21 protein-coding genes are annotated in these 20194 nt (G+C 70.8%); 5 read left to right on the top strand and 16 right to left on the bottom strand.

All coding sequences use genetic code 11. The features are described from left to right. Window position 1: 1 nt before the first annotated feature. Genes nuoK through R4Z63_RS18735 form a run of 11 tightly spaced genes read right to left on the bottom strand, consistent with a single transcriptional unit; the run spans window position 2 to window position 10682 of the window. Window positions 2–301: an NADH-quinone oxidoreductase subunit NuoK gene (gene nuoK, locus R4Z63_RS18785; RefSeq protein ID WP_030958925.1), complete on the bottom strand. Its 300-nt coding sequence runs from the start codon at window positions 299–301 to the stop codon at window positions 2–4. Continuing rightward, window positions 298–1104, bottom strand: a complete 807-nt coding sequence (locus R4Z63_RS18780) for an NADH-quinone oxidoreductase subunit J (RefSeq protein WP_384446379.1) — start codon at window positions 1102–1104, stop codon at window positions 298–300. Before R4Z63_RS18780 ends, nuoK begins: the two co-directional genes overlap by 4 nt. Continuing rightward, on the bottom strand, window positions 1101–1703 hold the full coding sequence (gene nuoI, locus R4Z63_RS18775) for an NADH-quinone oxidoreductase subunit NuoI (protein WP_037918840.1): 603 nt from the start codon (window positions 1701–1703) through the stop codon (window positions 1101–1103). Before nuoI ends, R4Z63_RS18780 begins: the two co-directional genes overlap by 4 nt. Beyond that, the gene (gene nuoH / locus R4Z63_RS18770) at window positions 1696–3060 is read right to left on the bottom strand and encodes an NADH-quinone oxidoreductase subunit NuoH (RefSeq protein ID WP_384446377.1); all 1365 of its coding nucleotides are present in this window, start codon (window positions 3058–3060) and stop codon (window positions 1696–1698) included. Before nuoH ends, nuoI begins: the two co-directional genes overlap by 8 nt. Next, window positions 3057–5561, bottom strand: a complete 2505-nt coding sequence (locus R4Z63_RS18765) for an NADH-quinone oxidoreductase subunit G (RefSeq protein ID WP_384446375.1) — start codon at window positions 5559–5561, stop codon at window positions 3057–3059. The genes nuoH and R4Z63_RS18765 overlap by 4 nt, the downstream gene beginning before the upstream one ends. Continuing rightward, window positions 5558–6934: an NADH-quinone oxidoreductase subunit NuoF gene (nuoF, locus tag R4Z63_RS18760; protein WP_384446373.1), complete on the bottom strand. Its 1377-nt coding sequence runs from the start codon at window positions 6932–6934 to the stop codon at window positions 5558–5560. The genes R4Z63_RS18765 and nuoF overlap by 4 nt, the downstream gene beginning before the upstream one ends. After that, window positions 6934–7689: an NADH-quinone oxidoreductase subunit NuoE gene (nuoE, locus tag R4Z63_RS18755; protein ID WP_384446371.1), complete on the bottom strand. Its 756-nt coding sequence runs from the start codon at window positions 7687–7689 to the stop codon at window positions 6934–6936. The genes nuoF and nuoE overlap by 1 nt, the downstream gene beginning before the upstream one ends. Next, entirely contained in the window at window positions 7686–9011 is a 1326-nt protein-coding gene (locus R4Z63_RS18750) for an NADH-quinone oxidoreductase subunit D (protein WP_037918832.1), read from the bottom strand. The genes nuoE and R4Z63_RS18750 overlap by 4 nt, the downstream gene beginning before the upstream one ends. Then, entirely contained in the window at window positions 9011–9757 is a 747-nt protein-coding gene (locus tag R4Z63_RS18745; protein WP_384446368.1) for an NADH-quinone oxidoreductase subunit C, read from the bottom strand. Before R4Z63_RS18745 ends, R4Z63_RS18750 begins: the two co-directional genes overlap by 1 nt. Then, window positions 9754–10308 carry a NuoB/complex I 20 kDa subunit family protein gene (locus R4Z63_RS18740; protein ID WP_030028258.1) on the bottom strand — a complete coding sequence of 185 codons (555 nt, stop codon included), beginning with the start codon at window positions 10306–10308 and terminating at the stop codon, window positions 9754–9756. Before R4Z63_RS18740 ends, R4Z63_RS18745 begins: the two co-directional genes overlap by 4 nt. A gap of 14 nt (window positions 10309–10322) precedes the next feature. Beyond that, window positions 10323–10682 (bottom strand): NADH-quinone oxidoreductase subunit A, encoded by a 360-nt coding sequence (locus tag R4Z63_RS18735; protein WP_030653431.1) that lies wholly within the window; start codon window positions 10680–10682, stop codon window positions 10323–10325. A gap of 798 nt (window positions 10683–11480) precedes the next feature. Between R4Z63_RS18735 and R4Z63_RS18730 the strand changes: the two genes are divergently transcribed. Together R4Z63_RS18730 and R4Z63_RS18725 are read left to right on the top strand one after the other, a co-directional pair. After that, window positions 11481–12311, top strand: a complete 831-nt coding sequence (locus R4Z63_RS18730) for a C40 family peptidase (protein WP_037918830.1) — start codon at window positions 11481–11483, stop codon at window positions 12309–12311. 181 nt (window positions 12312–12492) lie between these two features. Continuing rightward, a complete protein-coding gene (locus tag R4Z63_RS18725; RefSeq protein WP_037918828.1) occupies window positions 12493–12765 on the top strand; it encodes a hypothetical protein in 273 nt (90 codons plus the stop codon). 306 nt (window positions 12766–13071) lie between these two features. On the opposite strand, the gene R4Z63_RS18720 is transcribed toward R4Z63_RS18725, so the two are convergent. Next, the gene (locus R4Z63_RS18720) at window positions 13072–14355 is read right to left on the bottom strand and encodes a geranylgeranyl reductase family protein (RefSeq protein ID WP_037918827.1); all 1284 of its coding nucleotides are present in this window, start codon (window positions 14353–14355) and stop codon (window positions 13072–13074) included. 97 nt (window positions 14356–14452) lie between these two features. Here R4Z63_RS18720 and R4Z63_RS18715 point away from each other — a divergent pair, with 97 nt between their 5' ends. Next, complete coding sequence (locus R4Z63_RS18715; RefSeq protein WP_037918825.1) at window positions 14453–14995, top strand: GNAT family N-acetyltransferase; 543 nt, start codon at window positions 14453–14455, stop codon at window positions 14993–14995. 24 nt (window positions 14996–15019) lie between these two features. Here the strand turns inward: R4Z63_RS18715 and R4Z63_RS18710 are convergent, their stop codons facing one another. Both R4Z63_RS18710 and R4Z63_RS18705 read right to left on the bottom strand, forming a co-directional pair. After that, on the bottom strand, window positions 15020–15949 hold the full coding sequence (locus R4Z63_RS18710; RefSeq protein ID WP_037918823.1) for a glutaminase: 930 nt from the start codon (window positions 15947–15949) through the stop codon (window positions 15020–15022). A gap of 4 nt (window positions 15950–15953) precedes the next feature. Continuing rightward, complete coding sequence (locus R4Z63_RS18705) at window positions 15954–16646, bottom strand: demethylmenaquinone methyltransferase (protein WP_384446364.1); 693 nt, start codon at window positions 16644–16646, stop codon at window positions 15954–15956. 323 nt (window positions 16647–16969) lie between these two features. Between R4Z63_RS18705 and R4Z63_RS18700 the strand changes: the two genes are divergently transcribed. Next, window positions 16970–17875, top strand: coding sequence for a DUF3152 domain-containing protein (locus R4Z63_RS18700; protein ID WP_384446362.1), 906 nt, complete (start codon window positions 16970–16972; stop codon window positions 17873–17875). 54 nt (window positions 17876–17929) lie between these two features. Further along, the gene (locus R4Z63_RS18695; protein WP_052030264.1) at window positions 17930–18346 is read left to right on the top strand and encodes a response regulator transcription factor; all 417 of its coding nucleotides are present in this window, start codon (window positions 17930–17932) and stop codon (window positions 18344–18346) included. Here the strand turns inward: R4Z63_RS18695 and R4Z63_RS18690 are convergent. Together R4Z63_RS18690 and mqnC are read right to left on the bottom strand one after the other, a co-directional pair. After that, window positions 18312–18956, bottom strand: coding sequence for an imidazolonepropionase-like domain-containing protein (locus R4Z63_RS18690; RefSeq protein ID WP_384446360.1), 645 nt, complete (start codon window positions 18954–18956; stop codon window positions 18312–18314). The genes R4Z63_RS18695 and R4Z63_RS18690 overlap by 35 nt on opposite strands. A 13-nt stretch (window positions 18957–18969) precedes the next feature. Then, window positions 18970–20169 carry a cyclic dehypoxanthinyl futalosine synthase gene (mqnC, locus tag R4Z63_RS18685; protein ID WP_384446358.1) on the bottom strand — a complete coding sequence of 400 codons (1200 nt, stop codon included), beginning with the start codon at window positions 20167–20169 and terminating at the stop codon, window positions 18970–18972. Between the last annotated feature and the right edge of the window lie 25 nt (window positions 20170–20194).

The raw sequence follows: 20194 nt of genomic DNA, 5'->3' as shown, positions 1-20194 counted from the left end.
CTTACAGCTTCATCAGGCTGGCGTCGTCGACCGAGGCCGAGTGGCGGGTACGGAACAGCGACACGATGATCGCCAGGCCGACCACGACCTCGGCGGCGGCGACGACCATCGTGAAGAAGGCGATGATCTGACCGTCGAGGTTGCCGTGCATCCGGGAGAACGCGACGAAGGCCAGGTTGCAGGCGTTGAGCATCAGCTCGATGCACATGAACAGCACGATCGCGTTCTTGCGGATCAGCACCCCGACGGCGCCGATCGTGAACAGCAGGGCCGCCAGGTACAGGTAGTTGACCGGATTCACTTCGAGGCCTCCTCACGGCCGAGGCGCTCCGCCGAACGCTGCTCCAGCGCCTTGAGGTCGTCGAGCGCCTCGCCGGAGACGTCGCGGACCTGGCCGCGATCGCGCAGCGTCCGGCTGACGGTGAGCTCGGACGGGGTGCCGTCCGGCAGCAGGCCGGGCACGTCCACCGCGTTGTGGCGGGCGTAGACCCCGGGCGCGGGCAGCGGCGGGAGCTGCACGCCCTCGCGTACGCGGCGCTCGGCCAGCTCGCGCTGGGTCGCGGCCCGTTCGGTGCGCTCGCGGTGGGTGAGCACCATCGCGCCGACGGCTGCGGTGATCAGCAGAGCGCCAGTGATCTCGAAGGCGAACACGTACTTGGTGAAGATCAGCTGGGCGAGGCCCTCGACGTGCCCGGCGGAGTTGATCCGGCCGAGCCCGTTGAAGTGGCCCAGCCCGGCGTGGCCGATGCCGGCGCACAGCAGGATGCCGAAGCCGAGGCCGCACAGGAGGGCCAGCCAGCGCTGCCCCTTGATGGTCTCCTTCAGGGAGTCGGCGGCGGTGACGCCGACGAGCATGACCACGAAGAGGAAGAGCATCATGATCGCGCCGGTGTAGACGATGACCTGGACGACGCCCAGGAAGTACGCCCCGTTGGCGAGGTAGAAGACCGCCAGGATGATCATCGTCCCGGCGAGGCTGAGTGCGCTGTGCACGGCCTTCTTCATCAGGATCGTGGCCAGCGCACCGATGACGGCGATGGTGCCGAGGACCCAGAACTGCACGGCCTCACCGGTGGAGGTGACGGTCGCGGCCATGGCGCTCATGCCCCCACCTCCGCGGTGTTCCCGTCGTCGGAGCCGGCCGGCTCCTCGCCCTTGGAGACCGCCACCTGCCGGACCGTGCCCGGGGCGGCGCCCGTCACCAGTCCGCGGTAGTAGTCCTGCTCGTCGGTACCGGGGAAGATCGAGTGCGGCGCCTCGACCATGCCCTCGGTGAGGCCGGCGAGCAGCTGCTCCTTGGTGTAGATGAGGGACTCGCGGCTGGCGTCGGCCAGTTCGAACTCGTTCGTCATGGTCAGCGCCCGGGTCGGGCACGCCTCGACGCACAGCCCGCACAGGATGCAGCGGGCGTAGTTGATCTGGTAGACCCGGCCGTACCGCTCACCCGGGGAGTAGCGCTCCTCCTCGGTGTTGTCCGCACCCTCCACGTAGATGGCGTCGGCGGGGCAGGCCCAGGCGCACAGCTCGCACCCGATGCACTTCTCCAGACCGTCGGGGTGCCGGTTGAGCTGGTGCCGTCCGTGGAAGCGCGGGGCGGTCGTCTTCTGCTGCTCCGGGTACTGCTCGGTGAGGCGCTTCTTGAACATGGCCTTGAAGGTCACGCCGAAGCCGGCCACCGGATTCTGCCACTTCTCGTCAGACATTCTCAGCACCCTCCTCTCGGTCACTGTCGGTGTTCGCGCCGCCACTGACGATCAGCTCCCGCTCACTGCGGGGCCGCCTGCGCGGTACGGGTGCCAGGTGCTGGCCGGGCTTGGGCGGTACGGGGAACCCGCCCGCCAGCGGATCGAAGGGCGCGGTGTCCCGGCCGGCGTCCGCGGCCGCCGCCTTCTCGCGCTTGTCGCGGAAGACGTCCGCGACGAAGGAGAGCAGCAGGATCGCCACGACGGCGCCGCCGACGTAGAGGGCGATGTCCGCCATCGCGTAGTTCTCGTTGCGCAGGGCCCGGACGGTGGCGACCATCATCAGCCAGACCACGGAGACCGGGATCAGGACCTTCCAGCCGAGCTTCATCAGCTGGTCGTAGCGCACGCGTGGCAGCGTGCCGCGCAGCCAGATGAAGAAGAAGAGGAGCAGCTGCACCTTGAGGACGAACCAGAGGAGCGGCCACCAGCCGTGGTTGGCGCCCTCCCAGAAGGTGCTGATCGGGTACGGGGCCCGCCAGCCGCCGAGGAACAGCGTGACCGAGACCGCCGAGACGGTGACCATGTTGACGTACTCGGCGAGCATGAACAGCGCGAACTTGATGGACGAGTATTCGGTGTTGAAACCGCCGACCAGGTCGCCCTCGGACTCCGGCATGTCGAAGGGGGCGCGGTTGGTCTCGCCGACCATCGTGACGACGTAGATGATGAAGGACACCGGCAGCAGCACGATGAACCAGCGGTCCTGCTGGGCCTCCACGATCGCCGAGGTCGACATCGACCCGGAGTAGAGGAAGACCGAGGCGAAGGCCGCACCCATCGCGATCTCGTAGGAGATCATCTGGGCGCAGGAGCGCAGGCCGCCGAGGAGCGGGTAGGTGGAGCCGGAGGACCAGCCGGCAAGGACGATGCCGTAGATGCCGACGGAGGCCACCGCGAGGATGTAGAGCATCGCGATGGGCAGGTCGGTCAGCTGCATCGAGGTGCGCTGCCCGAAGATGGAGACCTCGTTGCCGGCCGGTCCGAAGGGGATCACCGCGATGGCCATGAAGGCCGGGATCGCCGCGATGATCGGGGCCAGGACGTACACCACCTTGTCGGCCCGCTTGACGACGATGTCTTCCTTGAGCATCAGCTTCACGCCGTCGGCGAGCGACTGGAGCATGCCCCAGGGGCCGTGCCGGTTGGGGCCGATACGCAGCTGCATCCAGGCGACGACCTTGCGCTCCCACACGATGGAGAACAGCACCGTCACCATCAGGAAGGCGAAGCAGAACACCGCCTTGACGACGACGAGCCACCAGACGTCCCGTCCGAAGAGGGACAGGTCCTCGGCAGCGAGTTGAACGGTGTTCACGCGCCCACCTCCGCAGTGGTGTCGCCTGCGCCGGCCGGGGTCGCCGGGCCGATGCGTACGAGGGTGCCCGGGCGGGCTCCGGCGTCGGCGAGGACGCCGGAGCCGGTGGAGTTCAGCGGGAGCCAGACGACGCGGTCGGGCATCTCGGCGATCCGGAGCGGGAGTTCCACCGTGCCGGCGGGGCCGGTGACCGCGAGGACGTCGCCCTCCTTGACGCCCGTCTCGGTGGCCGTGGCGGCCGACAGCCGGGCTGCGGCCTCGTGCCGGGTACCGGCCAGGGCCTCGTCGCCCTCCTGGAGCAGGCCCCGGTCCAGCAGGAGCCGGTGACCGGCGAGGACCGCCTCGCCGACGCCCGGACGGGGCAGCGGCACCGGGTCGGTGGACTGCTCGGCGGCGAGCGCGCCCTCCCAGGGGCCGAGCCGCTCCAGTTCGCGGCGTACGGCGTGCACGTCGGGCAGGCCGATCGGCCGGTCGGCGGCGTCGGCCAGCATGTGCAGCACGCGGGCGTCGGCCGGGGCGAGCCGGCGGGTCATCTGGTCGGGCTTGAGCGCGGCCTCGAAGGGCCGGACGCGCCCTTCCCAGTTGATGAACGCGCCCGCCTTCTCGGCGACCGCGGCGACCGGCAGGACCACGTCCGCGTGATCGGTGACCTCGCCGGGCCGCAGTTCCAGGGAGACCACGAAGGCCTCCTTGAGGGCGGTCCGCGCGCGGGCCGGGTCCGGCAGGTCGGTGACCTCCACACCCGCGACCAGCAACGCGGACAGTTCCCGGGTGGCCGCCGCCTCGACGATCTGGCCGGTGTCGCGGCCGTAGCGGTGCGGGAGTTCGTCCAGGCCCCAGGCGGTGGCGACCTCGTCGCGGGCCCGCGGGTCGGTGGCCGGACGGCCGCCCGGCAGCAGGGACGGCAGGGCGCCGGCCTCGACGGCGGCCCGCTCCCCGGCCCGGCGCGGGATCCACACGAGCTTCGCCCCGGTGGCGGCGGCCGCCCGTACGGCGGCGGTCAGCGCACCGGGCACACCGGCGAGGCGCTCTCCGACGACGATGACGGCGCCCGGTGCGCGCAGCGCCTCGGCGGCCTCCGCGCCGCCCGCCTCCAGGCCGGTCCGTGAGGACAGCGCGTCGAGCCAGTCGGGCTCGGTGCCGGGAGCGGCCGCCAGGAGGGTGCCGCCGGCCTTCTGAAGTCCGCGGGTGGCGAAGGGGGCCAGGGCGAAGGTCCGCTGCTTGGACCTGCGGTGGGCCTTGCGCAGCCGCAGGAAGACCCCGGGGGCCTCCTCCTCGGCCTCGATGCCGGCGAGCAGCACCGCGGGCGCCGCCTCCAGCGAGGTGTAGGTGACGCCGTCGCCGTCGAGGTCCTTGCCGGTGCCGGCGACGGTGGCGGCCAGGAAGTCGGCCTCCTCCGCGCTGTGCACGCGGGCCCGGAAGTCGATGTCGTTGGTGTCGAGCACGACCCGGGCGAACTTGGCGTAGGCGTAGGCGTCCTCGACGGTGAGCCGGCCGCCGGTGAGCACTCCGGCCCGGCCGCGTGCGGCGGCGAGCCCGTTCGCGGCGGCCTCCAGGGCCTCGGGCCAGCTCGCCGGTTCCAGGACCCCGGCGGCGCTGCGCACCAGCGGGGTGGTCAGACGGTCCGGGCGCTGCGCGTAGCGGAACCCGAAACGGCCCTTGTCGCAGACCCATTCCTCGTTGACCTCGGGGTCTTCCGCGGCGAGGCGCCGCAGCACCTTGCCGCGCCGGTGGTCGGTACGGGTCGCGCAGCCGCCCGCGCAGTGCTCGCACACGCTCGGGGAGGAGACGAGGTCGAAGGGGCGGGAGCGGAACCGGTACGCGGCCGAGGTGAGGGCGCCGACCGGGCAGATCTGGATGGTGTTGCCGGAGAAGTACGACTCGAAGGGATCGCCCTCGCCGATGCCGACCTGCTGGAGTGCGCCGCGCTCCAGGAGCTCGATCATCGGGTCGCCTGCGATCTCGTTGGAGAAGCGGGTGCAGCGGGCGCACAGGACGCACCGCTCCCGGTCGAGCAGGACCTGCGGGGAGATCGGGACGGGCTTCTCGTAGGTCCGCTTCCTGCCCTCGAAGCGGGACTCGGCGTTGCCGTGCGACATCGCCTGGTTCTGCAGCGGGCACTCGCCGCCCTTGTCGCAGACGGGGCAGTCCAGCGGGTGGTTGATGAGCAGCAGCTCCATCACCCCGCGCTGGGCCTTGTCGGCGACCTCGGAGGTCAGCTGGGTCCTGACGACCATGCCGTCGGTGCAGGTGATGGTGCAGGAGGCCATCGGCTTGCGCTGGCCCTCGACTTCGACGATGCACTGGCGGCAGGCGCCGGCGGGGGGAAGGAGGGGGTGGTCGCAGAACCGGGGGATCTCGATGCCGAGTTGTTCGGCGGCGCGGATGACGAGGGTGCCCTTGGGCACCGAGAGCTCGGCTCCGTCGATGGTCAGCGAGACCAGGTCCTCCGGCGGGACGGCGGGTTCCCCTCCGGAGGCGGCCGTAGTGGTGACGGTCATGCGTTCACCTCCGTGTCGGCCCAGAGGGTCGACTTCCTGGGGTCGAAGGGGCAGCCCTTGCCCGTGATGTGCTGCTCGTACTCCTCGCGGAAGTACTTCAGCGAGGAGAAGATCGGGCTGGCCGCGCCGTCACCGAGCGCGCAGAAGGACTTGCCGTTGATGTTGTCGGCGATGTCGTTCAGCTTGTCGAGGTCGGACATGACGCCCTTGCCGGCCTCGATGTCGCGGAGCAGCTGGACCAGCCAGTACGTGCCTTCGCGGCAGGGAGTGCACTTGCCGCAGGACTCGTGCGCGTAGAACTCGGTCCACCGGGTGACGGCCCGCACCACGCAGGTGGTCTCGTCGAAGCACTGGAGGGCCTTGGTGCCGAGCATCGACCCGGCGGCGCCGACGCCCTCGTAGTCCAGGGGGACGTCGAGGTGCTCGTCGGTGAACATCGGGGTGGAGGATCCGCCCGGGGTCCAGAACTTCAGCCGGTGCCCGGATCGCATGCCGCCGCTCATGTCGAGGAGCTGGCGCAGGGTGATGCCGAGCGGGGCCTCGTACTGGCCGGGTCCGGCGACGTGCCCGGAGAGCGAGTACAGGGTGAATCCGGGGGACTTCTCCGTCCCCATCGCCTTGAACCAGTCCTTGCCCCGGTTCAGGATCGCGGGAACCGAGGCGATGGACTCGACGTTGTTGACGACAGTGGGGCACGCGTAGAGCCCCTCGACGGCGGGGAAGGGGGGGCGCAGCCGGGGCTGGCCGCGCCGGCCTTCGAGCGAGTCGAGCAGTGCCGTCTCCTCGCCGCAGATGTACGCGCCCGCGCCCGCGTGCACCGTGATGTCGAGGTCGAGCCCACTGCCGAGGATGTTCCTGCCGAGGTATCCGGACGCGTACGCCTCGCGCACCGCCTCGTGCAGGCGCCGCAGGACCGGTACGACCTCGCCGCGCAGGTAGATGAAGGCGTGCTGGGAGCGGATCGCGTAGCAGGCGATGATCATTCCCTCGATGAGGGAGTGCGGGTTGGCGAAGAGGAGGGGGATGTCCTTGCAGGTTCCCGGCTCCGACTCGTCCGCGTTGACCACGAGGTAGTGCGGTTTTCCGTCGCCCTGCGGGATGAACTGCCACTTCATCCCGGTGGGGAAGCCGGCTCCGCCGCGTCCGCGCAGGCCCGAGTCCTTCACGTAGGCGATGAGGTCGTCCGGGGTCATCGCGAGGGCCTTGCGCAGGCCCTCGTAGCCCTCGTGGCGCCGGTAGGTCGCCAGCGTCCACGATTCGGGTTCGTCCCAGAAGGCCGACAGGACGGGCGCGAGGAGCTTCTCCGGGCTGCTCCCTCCCCCGGCCTCCGGCCGGGAGGTACCCCCGTTGCTCAGTTCAGAGGACACGGACATCACTCCCCTCCCTCGGTGGTGCTCTCGCCGCGCGGGTGGACGATCGGGGGGTGCGGGGGCTCGCCGCGGGCGATGCGCAGCCCGATCAGGGAGGCGGGGCCGGCCCCGCCGGTGGCCTCGACCGCGCCCGCGCGCTCGTCCGGGAAGCCGGCCAGGATCCGGGCCGTCTCCTTGTAGGTGCACAGGGGTGCGCCCCGGGTCGGCGAGACCTCGCGGCCGGCCAGCAGGTCGTCGACCATGGCCTTGGCGGACTCGGGGGTCTGGTTGTCGAAGAACTCCCAGTTGACCATCACCACGGGGGCGTAGTCGCAGGCGGCGTTGCACTCGATGTGTTCGAGGGTGATCCTGCCGTCGGCGGTGGTCTCGTTGTTGCCGACCCCGAGGTGCTCCTTGAGCTCCTCGAAGATGGCGTCGCCGCCCATGACCGCGCACAGGGTGTTGGTGCAGACGCCGACCTGGTAGTCGCCCGAGGGCTTGCGCCGGTACATCGTGTAGAAGGTGGCGACGGCGGTCACCTCGGCCGTGGTCAGGCCGAGCATCTCGGCGCAGAAGCGCACCCCGGTCCGGGAGACGTGGCCCTCCTGCGACTGGCACAGGTGCAGCAGCGGGAGGAGCGCGGAGCGGCTGTCCGGGTAGCGGGCGATGACCTCCTTCGCGTCCGCTTCGAGGCGGGTCCGTACCTCCGCCGGGAAGTCGGGGGCGGGCAGCTGGGGCATGCCCAGCGCGACCCCTTGGTTCTGAGGACTGGCGGTCATCGGTCGACGCCTCCCATCACGGGGTCGATGGAGGCGACGGCGACGATGACGTCGGCGACCTGGCCGCCCTCGCACATCGCGGCCATGGCCTGCAGGTTGGTGAAGGACGGATCGCGGAAGTGGACCCGGTAGGGGCGGGTCCCGCCGTCGGAGACGACGTGGACGCCCAGCTCGCCCTTGGGGGACTCGACGGCGGCGTAGGCCTGTCCGGCCGGCACCCGGAAGCCCTCGGTCACCAGCTTGAAGTGGTGGATGAGGGCCTCCATGGAGGTGCCCATGATGTTCCTGATGTGGTCGAGCGAGTTGCCGAGCCCGTCGGGGCCCATGGCCAGCTGCGCCGGCCAGGCGATCTTCTTGTCGGCGACCATCACCGGTCCGGGCTCCAGCCGCTCCAGGCACTGCTCGATGATCCGCAGCGACTGGCGCATCTCCTCCAGCCGGATCAGGAAGCGCCCGTAGGAGTCGCAGGTCTCGGTGGTCGGCACGTCGAACTCGTAGGTCTCGTAGCCGCAGTACGGGTCCGACTTGCGCAGGTCGTGCGGCAGGCCGGCGGAGCGCAGGATCGGGCCGGTGGCGCCCAGGGCCATGCAGCCGGAGAGGTCGAGGTAGCCGACGTCCTGCATGCGAGCCTTGAAGATGGGATTGCCGGTGGCGAGTTTGTCGTACTCCGGCAGGTTCTTCTTCATGGTCTTCACGAACTCGCGCAGCTGGTCGACGGCGCCCGGCGGGAGGTCCTGCGCGAGGCCGCCGGGGCGGATGAACGCGTGGTTCATCCGCAGTCCGGTGATCAGCTCGTAGAGGTCGAGGATCAGCTCGCGGTCGCGGAAGCCGTAGATCATGATCGTGGTCGCGCCCAGCTCCATGCCGCCGGTGGCGATGCACACCAGGTGGGAGGAGAGCCGGTTGAGCTCCATCAGCAGGACGCGGACGACGGTGGCGCGGTCCGGGATCTGGTCGGTGATGCCGAGCAGTCGCTCGACGCCGAGGCAGTACGCGGTCTCGTTGAAGAACGGCGTCAGGTAGTCCATGCGCGTGACGAAGGTGGTGCCCTGTGTCCAGTTGCGGAATTCGAGGTTCTTCTCGATTCCGGTGTGGAGGTAGCCGATGCCGCAGCGGGCCTCGGTGACGGTCTCGCCGTCGATCTCCAGGATCAGCCGGAGCACACCGTGGGTGGAGGGGTGCTGCGGACCCATGTTGACGACGATCCGCTCGTCGTCGGCCCTGGCCGCCGACTGGACGATCTCGTCCCAGTCGCCGCCGGTGACGGTGTAGACGGTTCCCTCGGTCGTCTCGCGAGCGGAGGAGTGGTTGGACGTGGACATCAGCTGTACGACCTCCGCTGGTCGGGAGCCGGGATCTGGGCGCCCTTGTACTCGACGGGGATGCCGCCGAGCGGGTAGTCCTTGCGCTGCGGGAACCCCTGCCAGTCGTCCGGCATCATGATCCGGGTGAGGGCCGGGTGCCCGTCGAAGACCAGGCCGAAGAAGTCGTACGCCTCGCGCTCGTGCCAGTCGTTGGTCGGATAGACGGAGACGAGCGAGGGGACGTGCGGGTCGCTGTCGGGGACGGACACCTCCAGCCGCAGGATCCGGCCGTGGGTGAGCGAGCGCAGGTGGTAGACGGCATGCAGCTCGCGGCCCTTGTCCCCGGGGTAGTGGACTCCGGAGACCCCGGTGCAGAGCTCGAAGCGCAGGGCGGGGTCGTCGCGCAGGGTGCGCGCGACGCGCGCGAGGTGCTCCCGGGCGATGTGGAAGGTGAGCTCGCCCCGGTCGACCACGGTCTTCTCGATGGCGTTCTCCGGTACCAGGTCCTGCTCCTCCAGGGCGCCTTCGAGCTCGTCGGCCACCTCGTCGAAGTACGAGCCGTACGGGCGGGAGGACGCGCCGGGCAGGGCCACGGTGCGGACCAGGCCGCCGTAGCCGCTGGTGTCACCGCCGTTCGCCGCGCCGAACATGCCCGTGCGGACGCCGATGACCTCGGGGCCCTGGGCGCGCGGCGCGGGCAGGCCGCCGCCCGCGTCGGTCGCGGCGGCGTCGTTGCCGTGGTCGGGCTCTTGGGTCTCGCTCACCGGAGCAGCCCCTTCATCTCAATGGTGGGGAGGGCCTTGAGGGCCGCCGCCTCCGCCTCGCGGGCCGCTTCCTCCCGGTTCACGCCGAGCTTTCCGCCCTGGATCTTCTGGTGGAGCTTGAGGATCGCGTCCATCAGCATCTCGGGGCGGGGCGGGCAGCCGGGGAGGTAGATGTCCACCGGGACGATGTGGTCGACGCCCTGGACGATCGCGTAGTTATTGAACATTCCGCCTGAAGATGCACAAACCCCCATGGAGATCACCCATTTGGGAGCGGGCATCTGGTCGTACACCTGGCGCAGCACCGGCGCCATCTTCTGGCTGACCCGTCCGGCGACGATCATCAGGTCGGCCTGGCGCGGGGAGCCGCGGAAGACCTCCATGCCGAAGCGGGCCAGGTCGTACCGGCCCGCTCCGGTCGTCATCATCTCGATGGCGCAGCAGGCGAGGCCGAACGTCGCCGGAAAGACGGACGACTTGCGCACCCATCCCGCGGCCTGTTCGACGGTGGTCAGCAGGAAGCCGCTCGGCAGCTTCTCTTCCAGTCCCATGGGAATTCAGCCCCTCAGTCCCATTCCAGGCCGCCGCGGCGCCAGACGTAGGCGTAGGCGACGAAGACGGTGAGCACGAAGAGCAGCATCTCGACGAGCCCGAAGATCCCCAGGGAGTCGAAGGTGACGGCCCAGGGGTAGAGGAAGACAACCTCGATGTCGAAGACGATGAAGAGCATCGCCGTCAGGTAGTACTTGATGGGGAAGCGACCGCCACCGGCCGGCATCGGCGTCGGCTCGATGCCGCATTCATAGGCGTCGAGCTTCGCCCGGTTGTACCTTTTTGGACCGATCAGCGTGGCCATGACCACGGAGAAGATCGCAAACCCTGCGCCGAGGGCGCCGAGCACGAGGATGGGCGCGTACGCATTCACGCTCCTCGCTCCTTCCAGTCGTCCTGGACCGTTGGACCGCGGCCGGCCGGGCCCCTCCCAGCGGTAGCGGGGGGCGTGCCCCGCCTCGCGAAGATCGTGCACATGTGAGGCAGTTCACAAGCCGGACTGGTGCGCATCTTATGCCCGCTCCTCTGTGATCTGCGACACGGGGAACACCACCGAGTTTGTGATCTCCACCACCTGACGAACGATCATGAAGTCCGATGAGTGGTGATCTTCATACTCGAAGCAGCCGCATGATCACCAATAGTGACATTCAAGCCCGTTGTTGCAGGTGGAGGGCGCGTCGCCCTACCAAACGATTCCGCCTGCAAGCAAATTGGCCCCAGCGCCCGGGCAGTGATATGGAGATCCGCGTCGCCCGGTCGGGGGGCCTACGTGTACAGAGGTGGACGCGGGGCATACGAGGGTGCGACGGGGCGCCGAGTGCGTGCATCCGTTCACGAGCCCTCCGCGGCGGCGGGCGCCCGGCCTCACAGGAAGGTCACGGGCCGGCCGCGGTGTCCACGCGACGTGATCCTCCTGTGACCTGCGCCACTCCGAATCGGACGTTCCGAAAGCGGGCTTGGCCATCTGTGCGGAGGGATGGTAGTCCGGGGATCATTTCGGACTTAATTCTGAAACCCCATGATCACAGCCCTGTGAGGGCGTGTCCGTTTCGCCCGTTACGGCGTCAATAAGAAGCCAGGCGCGCCCGGTTCGCGCCCTTCGCGCGCAACTGTGGCGCACCCCACGTTTCTTGAAGGGAACCCTGACGCCCTGATAGCGGTTGTTCTCATGTCCCACACCGCTCACATACCCAGCCACCGGAAGCCCCGCCGCAGCGCCTCGAAGCTCGCGGTCCGCGCCGGAGTTGCCGGTGGCGTTCTCAGCACCCTGGCCATGGCCGGCACCGCGAGCGCATCCCCGTCCGAGCCTGTGGCCGAGACGACGCTCGAAATGCCGGTCCTGGACCTGGACCTGGCCGCCGAGGTCTCCTCCGCGGTCGCTACGGCCGCCGAGAACACCCGTCTGGCCGCCGTGGAAGACGAACTGACCGCTCAGGAGGAGAGCGCCCGCACCGGCGCCGCCGCCGAGGCGAAGCAGGCCAAGGAAGCGGCCCTGAAGGCCGCCGAGAAGAAGGCGAAGGAGGAGGCGGACCGCAAGGCCGAGGCCGAGCGCGCCACCCGCGACTCCGAGCGCACCTCGCTGAAGACCACCTCCGCCCCGGCGAAGGCCCCGCAGGGCACCGGCACCGTGACGGCCCCGGCGACCGGCTCCGCCGCTGCCATCGTCAACTTCGCCCGCGCGCAGGTCGGCAAGGCCTACGTGATGGGCGGGACCGGCCCGTCCTCGTTCGACTGCTCCGGCCTCGTCCAGGCCGCCTACCGCCAGGCCGGCATCTCCCTGCCGCGCATGTCCCAGGCGCAGTCCACGGCCGGCAGGTCCGTCTCCCTGAGCGCCCTTCAGCCGGGCGACATCCTGTACTGGGGCCCCAAGGGCAGCGCGTACCACGTCGCCGTCTACGTCGGCGGTGGCAAGTTCGTCGGCGCGCAGAACCCCAGCACGGGCATCGTCGAGCGCAGCCTGAGCTACGACAAGCCGACGGGCGCCGTCCGCGTCCTCTGAGCCGCCCCTGAGCCCCGCTCAGGTCCCGGCAGCAGACACGGCCGGAGGGCCGGTACTCCCCCGCTCGGGGGTGGAGTACCGGCCCTCCGGCCGTTGTCGTGGGCGCCGGTACGCGGCGTTCCGGTCCCTGCGAAGATGGCGGGGCAGGCCCCGAGCGTCAGACCCTGGAGGTGGTGGTCCCGTGGGCACACAGCCGTACGAGCACCACGAGGCCGGCGACCCCACCGCGGTCCGGGCCGCCCTCGGCCTCGGGCTCCTCGCCGTCGGGGGCTGGCTGCTGAACACCACCCGCCCCTGGCAGAAACCGGGGCACGCCCTGCTCCTCGCGACCGGCTGGACCGTCTCGGGCACCCTGCTGGTGTGCGGCCTGGTCCTGCTGGCCCGGTGCGTGCGCGGCGTGCACGGCGGCCCCGACCGGGAAGACCGGGGTACCGGCGACCGCCGTCCCTCATGAGCACCCTCCACCGGCCTCAGGCCTTCGGGGCCGCCTTGGTTCCACCGGGGCAGCCATCAGACGGGACGTTTCCTACCGCCGGTAGTGCGTTTGGGGTATGAGTCGTCACGTGGCGCCCCAGGCCGTCGAGCGAGCCGCCAAGAGATCCGTGTCGCTCCCCCCAGTCGTTGATCAAGGAAGTCGAGGAGCTTCCCGGCTCGCCGAAGGTGAAGATCCTGAACGTGTGACGGCCGGCGCCCCGAGCCGAGCCGCCCCGAGCCGAGCCGGGCCGCTCGGCTGTCCGACGAGCGACCCGGCCTTGACCGATCAAGCGCGGGGGGCCACCTTCGAGAGGCCGTTGATGACGCGGTCCATGGCGTCGCCGCCCGTCGGGTCGGTCAGGTTCGCCAGCATCTTCAGGGTGAACCTCATCAGCACCGGGTGGGTCAGGCCGCGCTGCGTGGCGACCTTCATGACCTTCGGGTTGCCGATCAGCTTCACGAAGGCGCGGCCCAGCGAGTAGTAGCCGCCGTAGGTCTCCTTGAGCACCTTCGGGTAGTTGTGCAGCGCCAGCTCGCGCTGCGCCGGGGTGGAGCGCGCCTGCGCCTGCACGATCACGTCGGCCGCGATCCGGCCCGACTCCATCGCGTAGGCGATGCCCTCGCCGTTGAACGGGTTGACCAGGCCGCCGGCGTCCCCGACCAGCAGCAGGCCCTTGGTGTAGTGCGGCTGCCGGTTGAAGGCCATCGGCAGGGCCGCGCCGCGGATCGGCTGCGTCATGTTGTCCGGGGTGTAGCCCCAGTCCTCCGGCATCGAGGCGCACCAGGCCTTGAGGACCTCGCGCCAGTCCAGCTCCTTGAAGGCGGAGGAGGAGTTGAGGATGCCGAGGCCGACGTTGGACGTGCCGTCGCCCATGCCGAAGATCCAGCCGTAGCCGGGCAGCAGCCGGTCCTGCGGGCCGCGCCGGTCCCACAGCTCCAGCCAGGACTCCAGGTAGTCGTCGTCGTGCCGCGGCGAGGTGAAGTACGTGCGCACCGCGACGCCCATCGGACGGTCCTCGCGCCGGTGCAGGCCCATCGCCAGGGACAGCCGGGAGGAGTTGCCGTCGGCGGCGACGACCAGCGGTGCATGGAAGGTGACCGGGGTCTTCTCCTCGCCCAGCTTCGCCTGCACGCCGGTGATGCGGCCGGTGCGGGCGTCGCGGACGGGCTCGCCGACGTTGCAGCGCTCGTACAGCCGGGCGCCGGCCTTCTGGGCCTGGCGGGCCAGGGTCTCGTCGAAGTCGTCGCGCTTGCGGACGAGTCCGTAGTCCGGGTAGGAGGCCAGTTCCGGCCAGTCCAGCTGGAGCCGCTGTCCGCCGCCGATGATCCGCAGGCCCTTGTTGCGGAGCCAGCCGGCCTCCTCGGAGATGTCGATGCCCATCGCCACCAGCTGCTTGGTGGCGCGCGGCGTCAGTCCGTCGCCGCAGACCTTCTCTCGGGGGAACGCCGTCTTCTCCAGGAGCAGGACGTCCAATCCGGCCTTGGCGAGGTAGTAGGCGGTGGTCGAGCCGGCGGGCCCGGCCCCGACGACGATCACGTCCGCGGAGTGTTCGGAGAGGAGCTCGGTCACTGCGGGGTCTCCCGAAGGCTCGATAAAGGGTGCCAGGCGGCACCGGACATGTGCAGTCTATGCAGCGAGAGAGACCGCGATCCGAAGGGCTGCCCCGATGACGACTTCGCCGACCCGGCCCCCGCTCCCCGCGGTAGGGCTGCGCGTGCCCACCGACGAGGACGCCCACGCCTGGCACCGCGTCTTCAACGACGCCGATGTCATGGAGTTCCTGGGCGGTCCCGCCGAGTGGTCCGAGTACGAGGAGTTCACCGCGCGCCAGCGGCTGCACGACGCACAGCTCGGCCTCTGCCTGTGGACGCTGCTGGACGGCGACGGCGAGGTGATCGGCTTCACCGGGGCGCAACCGTGGCCGGCGGACAAGCCGTGGGGGCCGGTCGGGGAGATCGAGATCGGCTGGCGGCTCGGGCGAGCGGCCTGGGGACGCGGCTACGCGTACGCCGCGGCGCTCGCCACCCTGGAGCGGGTCCGCGAGACCGGGATCGAGCGGGTGGTGGCGATGATCCACGCCGACAACGCCCGCTCCGTGGCGGTGGCGGAGCGGCTGGGCATGGCCCTGGCCGAGGAGTTCACGACGCCGGGCGGGAGCCCGGCCCGCCGCTACGCCCTGGACCTGCGGGAGCTGCCGCCGCCCCGGTGAGCGTCCCGGCAGCGGGCAGGGGGGTCAGAAGACGGACAGGCCCGTCAGCGTCGTGAAGCGGTCCAGCGCGGCGACGCCCGCGACCGAGTTGCCCCGGGCGTCGAGCCCCGGGCTCCACACGGCGAGGGTGCACTGCCCCGGGACGACGGCGACGATCCCGCCGCCCACCCCGCTCTTGCCGGGCAGCCCGACGCGGTAGGCGAACTCGCCCGCCGCGTCGTAGGTCCCGCAGGTCATCATCACCGCGTTGACCTGCTTGGCCTCGCTGCGCGTCAGCAGCCGCGAGCCGTCCGCGCGCAGTCCGTGCCGGGCCAGGAAGCGTCCGGCACGGGCGAGGTCGGCGCAGCTCATCTCGATGGAGCACTGCCAGAAGTAGTGTTCCAGCAGGGCCGGCACCGGGTTGTCGATGTTCCCGTACGAGGCCATGAAGTGGGCGAGGGCCGCGTTGCGGTCCCCGTGTCCCTGCTCGGAGGCGGCGACCTCGGCATCGAAGCCTATGTCCGGGTTCTGGCTCTCCTGCCGCAGGAACTCCAGCACCTCGCTGCTCGCGTCGCCCGTCAGTGTCTGGAGCCGGTCGGTGACCACGAGGGCGCCGGCGTTGATGAACGGGTTGCGCGGAATGCCGTTTTCGTACTCCAGCTGCACGAGCGAGTTGAACGGGTTGCCCGAGGGCTCCCGGCCGACCCGCTCCCACAGGCTGTCGCCGCCCTCGGCCAGGGCCAGGGCGAGCGCGAACACCTTGGTGATCGACTGGGCGGAGAAGGGCACCTGCCAGTCCCCCACCCCGAAGACGTTGCCGTCGAGGTCGGCGACGGCCATCCCGAACTGGCACGGTTCCACGGCGGCGAGCGCCGGGATGTACTCGGCGGGCGTGCCGCTGCCCAGCAGCGGGGCGACCTCGGCGGCGATCCGCTCCAGCAGGGACTCGTAGTCGGGGGACTCTGCGTCGGACACGGCGTCAGACCTTGATGCCCCGGTGCAGTGCGACGATGCCGCCGCTGAGGTTGCGCCAGGCGACCTTGGACCAGCCGGCCTTCTGCAGCAGGGCGGCCAGCGCCGGCTGGTCCGGCCAGGCGCGGATGGACTCGGCGAGGTAGACGTACGCGTCGGGGTCGGACGACACCGCGCGGGCGACGGGCGGCAGCGCCCGCATCAGGTACTCGGTGTAGACCGTCCGGAAGGGCGCCCAGGTGGGCTGCGAGAACTCGCAGATCACGACCTGCCCGCCCGGCTTGGTCACCCGGTACAGCTCGCGCAGCGCCGCGTCGGTGTCCTGGACGTTGCGCAGGCCGAAGGAGATCGTCACGGTGTCGAAGACGTCGTCCTTGAACGGCAGCTTCGTCGCGTCGCCGGCGGTCAGCGGAAGCCAGGCGTTCCGCTTCTTGCCCTCCATGAGCATGCCGAGGGAGAAGTCGCACGGGACGACGTACGCGCCGGTCGCCGCGAAGGGCAGCGAGGAGGTCGCCGTACCGGCCGCCAGGTCGAGGACCTTCTGCCCGGGGCGCGCGGCGACGGCCTTGGCGACCTCCTTGCGCCACACCCGGTCCTGGCCGAGGGAGAGGACGTCGTTGGTCAGGTCGTAGTTCGCCGCGACCCTGTCGAACATGGAGGCGACTTCGTGCGGCTGCTTGTCCAGGGAGGCCCTTGTCACTGGCGTTCGCCCCTCGTGTTGCGATGCGGATCGGCGGGTACCGCCCCATCCTCTCAGGCCGCCCGGGCCCGGACGGCGCGGGCTCCGCCGTAGCGCGCCGCCGTAGCGCGCCGCCGTAGCGCGCCGCCGCGGCGCCGTAGCCGCGCCGTGCCGCGCCGTACCCGTGCCGTACCCGACCGTAGAACTGTTCCGAAGGACAGTTACGCTGCTACGTCGCACACGCGTTGACTGCCAGGGTGCGGCCCGGTGAGGGTCACCCACCGGATCAGCACCCCAACCGTGGGCGGGTCCGGCAGCGGCCGCCGCGAACAGGAAGCTTCACGATGCCGGCAGGCCATTCCACCGGTCGTTCCCGCCGTGACGGCCCGCGCGCCAGGCGCCGGGCCGCACGACGCAGGCGGCTGCGGCGTACGATCCTCCTCGGCTCCGCGGCGCTGGTCGCCGTCTCGGCGACCGCCTACGCGCTGGTGCCCGAGGACGAGACCAGCACGGACGCCAAGGGCCGCGCCGCGGCCCGGCCCGACGAACCGGGCGCAGGAGACACCGACGCCGCGGGGAACCCGCTCCCGCAGGGCGGCGCGAAGTCCCCCGAGGCCGAGCCGTCCCCCGCCGCCTCGGCACAGCAGTCCGCCTCGCCGCAGCAGTCCACCGACGCCCCGGCGACGCCCGGCAAGCCCGGCGCCTTCGCCGGGTCGTCCGCCTCCGGCGGTGTCCAGGGCAAGGGGACGGCACGGCGCTGGCGGCTGGAGGTCGAGGAGGGCAGCGGGGTCGATCCGGAGGCGGCCGCCCGTTCCGTCGAGGCGATACTCGGCGATCCGCGCGGCTGGACCAAGGACCCGCGGTACGGCTTCCAGCTCGTGGGAGCGGGCCAGCCGGTGGACTTCACCGTCAAGATCGCGTCGCCCGGGACCACCGACATGCTGTGCGACGTGGTCACCCCGGAGCTGATCGGCGAGACCAACTGCCGGGTCGGCCACACCGTGGTGGTGAACCTCAAGCGCTGGAAGGAGGGTTCGCCCCAGTTCAGCGGCACCGTGGAGGAGTACCGGGCGCTGATCGTCAACCACGAGGTCGGGCACGAGATCGGCCGCGGCCACGAGGGCTGCCCGGGCCCCGGAAAGCCCGCGCCGGCGATGATGCAGCAGATCAAGGGCCTCGGCGGCTGCAAGTCCAATGCCTGGCCGTTCGACGCGGAGGGAACCTACCTGTCCGGTCCACCCGTCCTCTAGGAAAAGGCCGCCCTCCGTACGGGGCCGGCCGGGGGGCATCGAGGAGTGGGAACCGTGCGCGTCGTCAGCTTCAGCGTCCCTGCGTGGTTCCCCTCGTACGAGGAGCCGGACGGGCCGCCGGCGCAGCACGAGGGCCGTCCCTGCGAAGCCCTGCTGACCGAGCAGGAGTCCGCGGTGTTCCTGTGCCTGGCCACCGGCGCCTCCAACCGGGAACTCGCCGGAGAACTCCAACTGTCCGTCAGCACGGTCAAGTTCCACGTCGTGAACATACGCGCCAAGCTCGGCGGGATCAGCCGCCTCCAGGCCTGCCTGCTGGCCGCCCTCGCCCGGGAGGGCGGCCGGACCGCCGAGGCACTCCCCGCCGGGAGCGCGCCCGGCGGAAGCCACGACGGACTCGGATACGACGGGCTCGGCGACGGGCTCGGCGACGGCGGTCTCAGCGACGGCGGTGGAGCAGCCGTCCCCCGATGACCGTGGCCACGCACGTGGTCGCACCCCGCGCCAGCAGATCGGCCTCGTCCGCCACCGCGAACACCGCGAAGCGTGCCACCGCGCCCGGCTCCAGCACCCCGTGGAAGGCCTCCGCCGCCGACTCCCGGCCCGCGAGGGGATCCAGGGCGGCGCGCCCCTCGTAGGGCGCCGGCGGCAGGATCGTCAGCCCCGATCGGGACACCGCCGTACGCACCGCGGCGACCGTGAAACGGCCGCACACCGCCACCACCCCGCGGGCCAGCAGCCGCTGCGTGCCGCGCCGGGCGCTGTGGCCCCACCGCGACTCGGTCGGCTTCAGGGCCTCCAGCGCCTCCCCGCCGCTGATCGGGTCCGCGCCGAGCTCCGTGAGCTCGTACGGGTCGTCCGGGTAGTACGTCCGCTCCAGCAGCTCGTCCGCCCCGCGCACCAGCAGCCCCGGGGTGAGCACCCCGGGCCAGCGGCGGACCCGGGCGTGCGGGTGGGCCGCCGCCAGGTCCTCGTAGGGACCCACGCGGGCGATCCGGTCGCCCTCGACGAGGACCGCGCCGCCCGCCAGCGGAGCGGACCTCGGTCCGGTCACGAGGAGTTCGGCGGCGTGCAGCGTCAGCATCGTGTCGGACGCGTCAGTTCGCGGAGACGAGCTTCAGCTCGGGGTGCGCGGTGCCGCCCTCGATCGCGGTGGAGGAGATGTGCGAGACGACGCGGTCGTCGGCCGGGTCGTTCGCCGGGTCGTCGTGGACCAGGAGGTGCTCGTACGTCGTCGCGCGCTGCGCCGGTGTGCGGCCCGCCTTGCGGATGAGGTCGATGATCTCCTGGCGGTTGGAGCGGTGCTTGGCGCCGGCCGAGGAGACGACGTTCTCCTCCAGCATGATCGAGCCGAGGTCGTCCGCGCCGTAGTGCAGCGAGAGCTGGCCCGCCTCCTTGCCGACGGTCAGCCACGAGCCCTGGATGTGGGCGACGTTGTCGAGGAACAGGCGCGCGATCGCGATCATGCGCAGGTACTCGAAGATCGTCGCCTGGGTGCGGCCCTTGAGGTGGTTGTTCTCGGGCTGGTAGGTGTACGGGATGAAGGCGCGGAAGCCGCCCGTGCGGTCCTGCGTGTCCCGGATCATCGCGATGTGCTCGATGCGCTCGGCGTTGGTCTCGCCGGTGCCCATCAGCATGGTGGAGGTGGACTCCACGCCCAGCTCGTGGGCGATCTCCATGATCTCCAGCCAGCGCTCGCCGGACTCCTTGAGCGGGGCGATCGCCTTGCGCGGCCGGGCCGGCAGCAGCTCGGCGCCGGCGCCCGCGAAGGAGTCGAGGCCGGCCGCGTGGATGCGCTGGATCGCCTCCTTCGCCGAGACCCCCGAGATACGGGCCATGTGCTCGACCTCGGACGCGCCGAGGGAGTGGATGACCAGCTGCGGGAACGCCTGCTTGATGGCCGCGAAGTGGTGCTCGTAGTACTCGACGCCGTAGTCCGGGTGGTGCCCGCCCTGGAACATGATCTGCGTGCCGCCCAGTTCGACGGTCTCCGCGCAGCGGCGCAGGATGTCGTCGAGATCCCGCGACCAGCCCTTCTTCGTGTCCTTCGGGGCCGCGTAGAAGGCGCAGAACTTGCACGCCGTGACGCACACGTTCGTGTAGTTGATGTTCCGCTCGATGATGTACGTGGCGATGTGCTCGGTGCCCGCGTAGCGGCGGCGGCGCACCGCGTCCGCCGCCTGCCCCAGCGCGTGCAGCGGCGCGTGGCGGTAGAGGTCGAGCGCCTCTTCCTTGGTGATCCGGCCCCCCGCGGCGGCGCGGTCGAGGACAGACTGGAGAACGGCCTGGTCGGTCACCGGGAGTCACCTTTCGGCGGTGTGT

It is taken from the genome of Streptomyces sp. PL-29, from assembly GCF_058344425.1.
This window is presented reverse-complemented; position numbering and strand designations above follow the sequence as displayed.

Coding starts and splice junctions, on each gene's coding strand:
- R4Z63_RS18780 (WP_384446379.1), bottom strand. CDS start 1,104: ATGAGCGCCATGGCCGCGACCGTCACCTCCACCGGTGAGGCCGTGCAG.
- nuoI (WP_037918840.1), bottom strand. CDS start 1,703: ATGTCTGACGAGAAGTGGCAGAATCCGGTGGCCGGCTTCGGCGTGACC.
- R4Z63_RS18765 (WP_384446375.1), bottom strand. CDS start 5,561: ATGACCGTCACCACTACGGCCGCCTCCGGAGGGGAACCCGCCGTCCCG.
- nuoF (WP_384446373.1), bottom strand. CDS start 6,934: ATGTCCGTGTCCTCTGAACTGAGCAACGGGGGTACCTCCCGGCCGGAG.
- nuoE (WP_384446371.1), bottom strand. CDS start 7,689: ATGACCGCCAGTCCTCAGAACCAAGGGGTCGCGCTGGGCATGCCCCAG.
- R4Z63_RS18750 (WP_037918832.1), bottom strand. CDS start 9,011: ATGTCCACGTCCAACCACTCCTCCGCTCGCGAGACGACCGAGGGAACC.
- R4Z63_RS18740 (WP_030028258.1), bottom strand. CDS start 10,308: ATGGGACTGGAAGAGAAGCTGCCGAGCGGCTTCCTGCTGACCACCGTC.
- R4Z63_RS18730 (WP_037918830.1), top strand. CDS start 11,481: ATGTCCCACACCGCTCACATACCCAGCCACCGGAAGCCCCGCCGCAGC.
- R4Z63_RS18715 (WP_037918825.1), top strand. CDS start 14,453: ATGACGACTTCGCCGACCCGGCCCCCGCTCCCCGCGGTAGGGCTGCGC.
- R4Z63_RS18700 (WP_384446362.1), top strand. CDS start 16,970: ATGCCGGCAGGCCATTCCACCGGTCGTTCCCGCCGTGACGGCCCGCGC.
- R4Z63_RS18690 (WP_384446360.1), bottom strand. CDS start 18,956: ATGCTGACGCTGCACGCCGCCGAACTCCTCGTGACCGGACCGAGGTCC.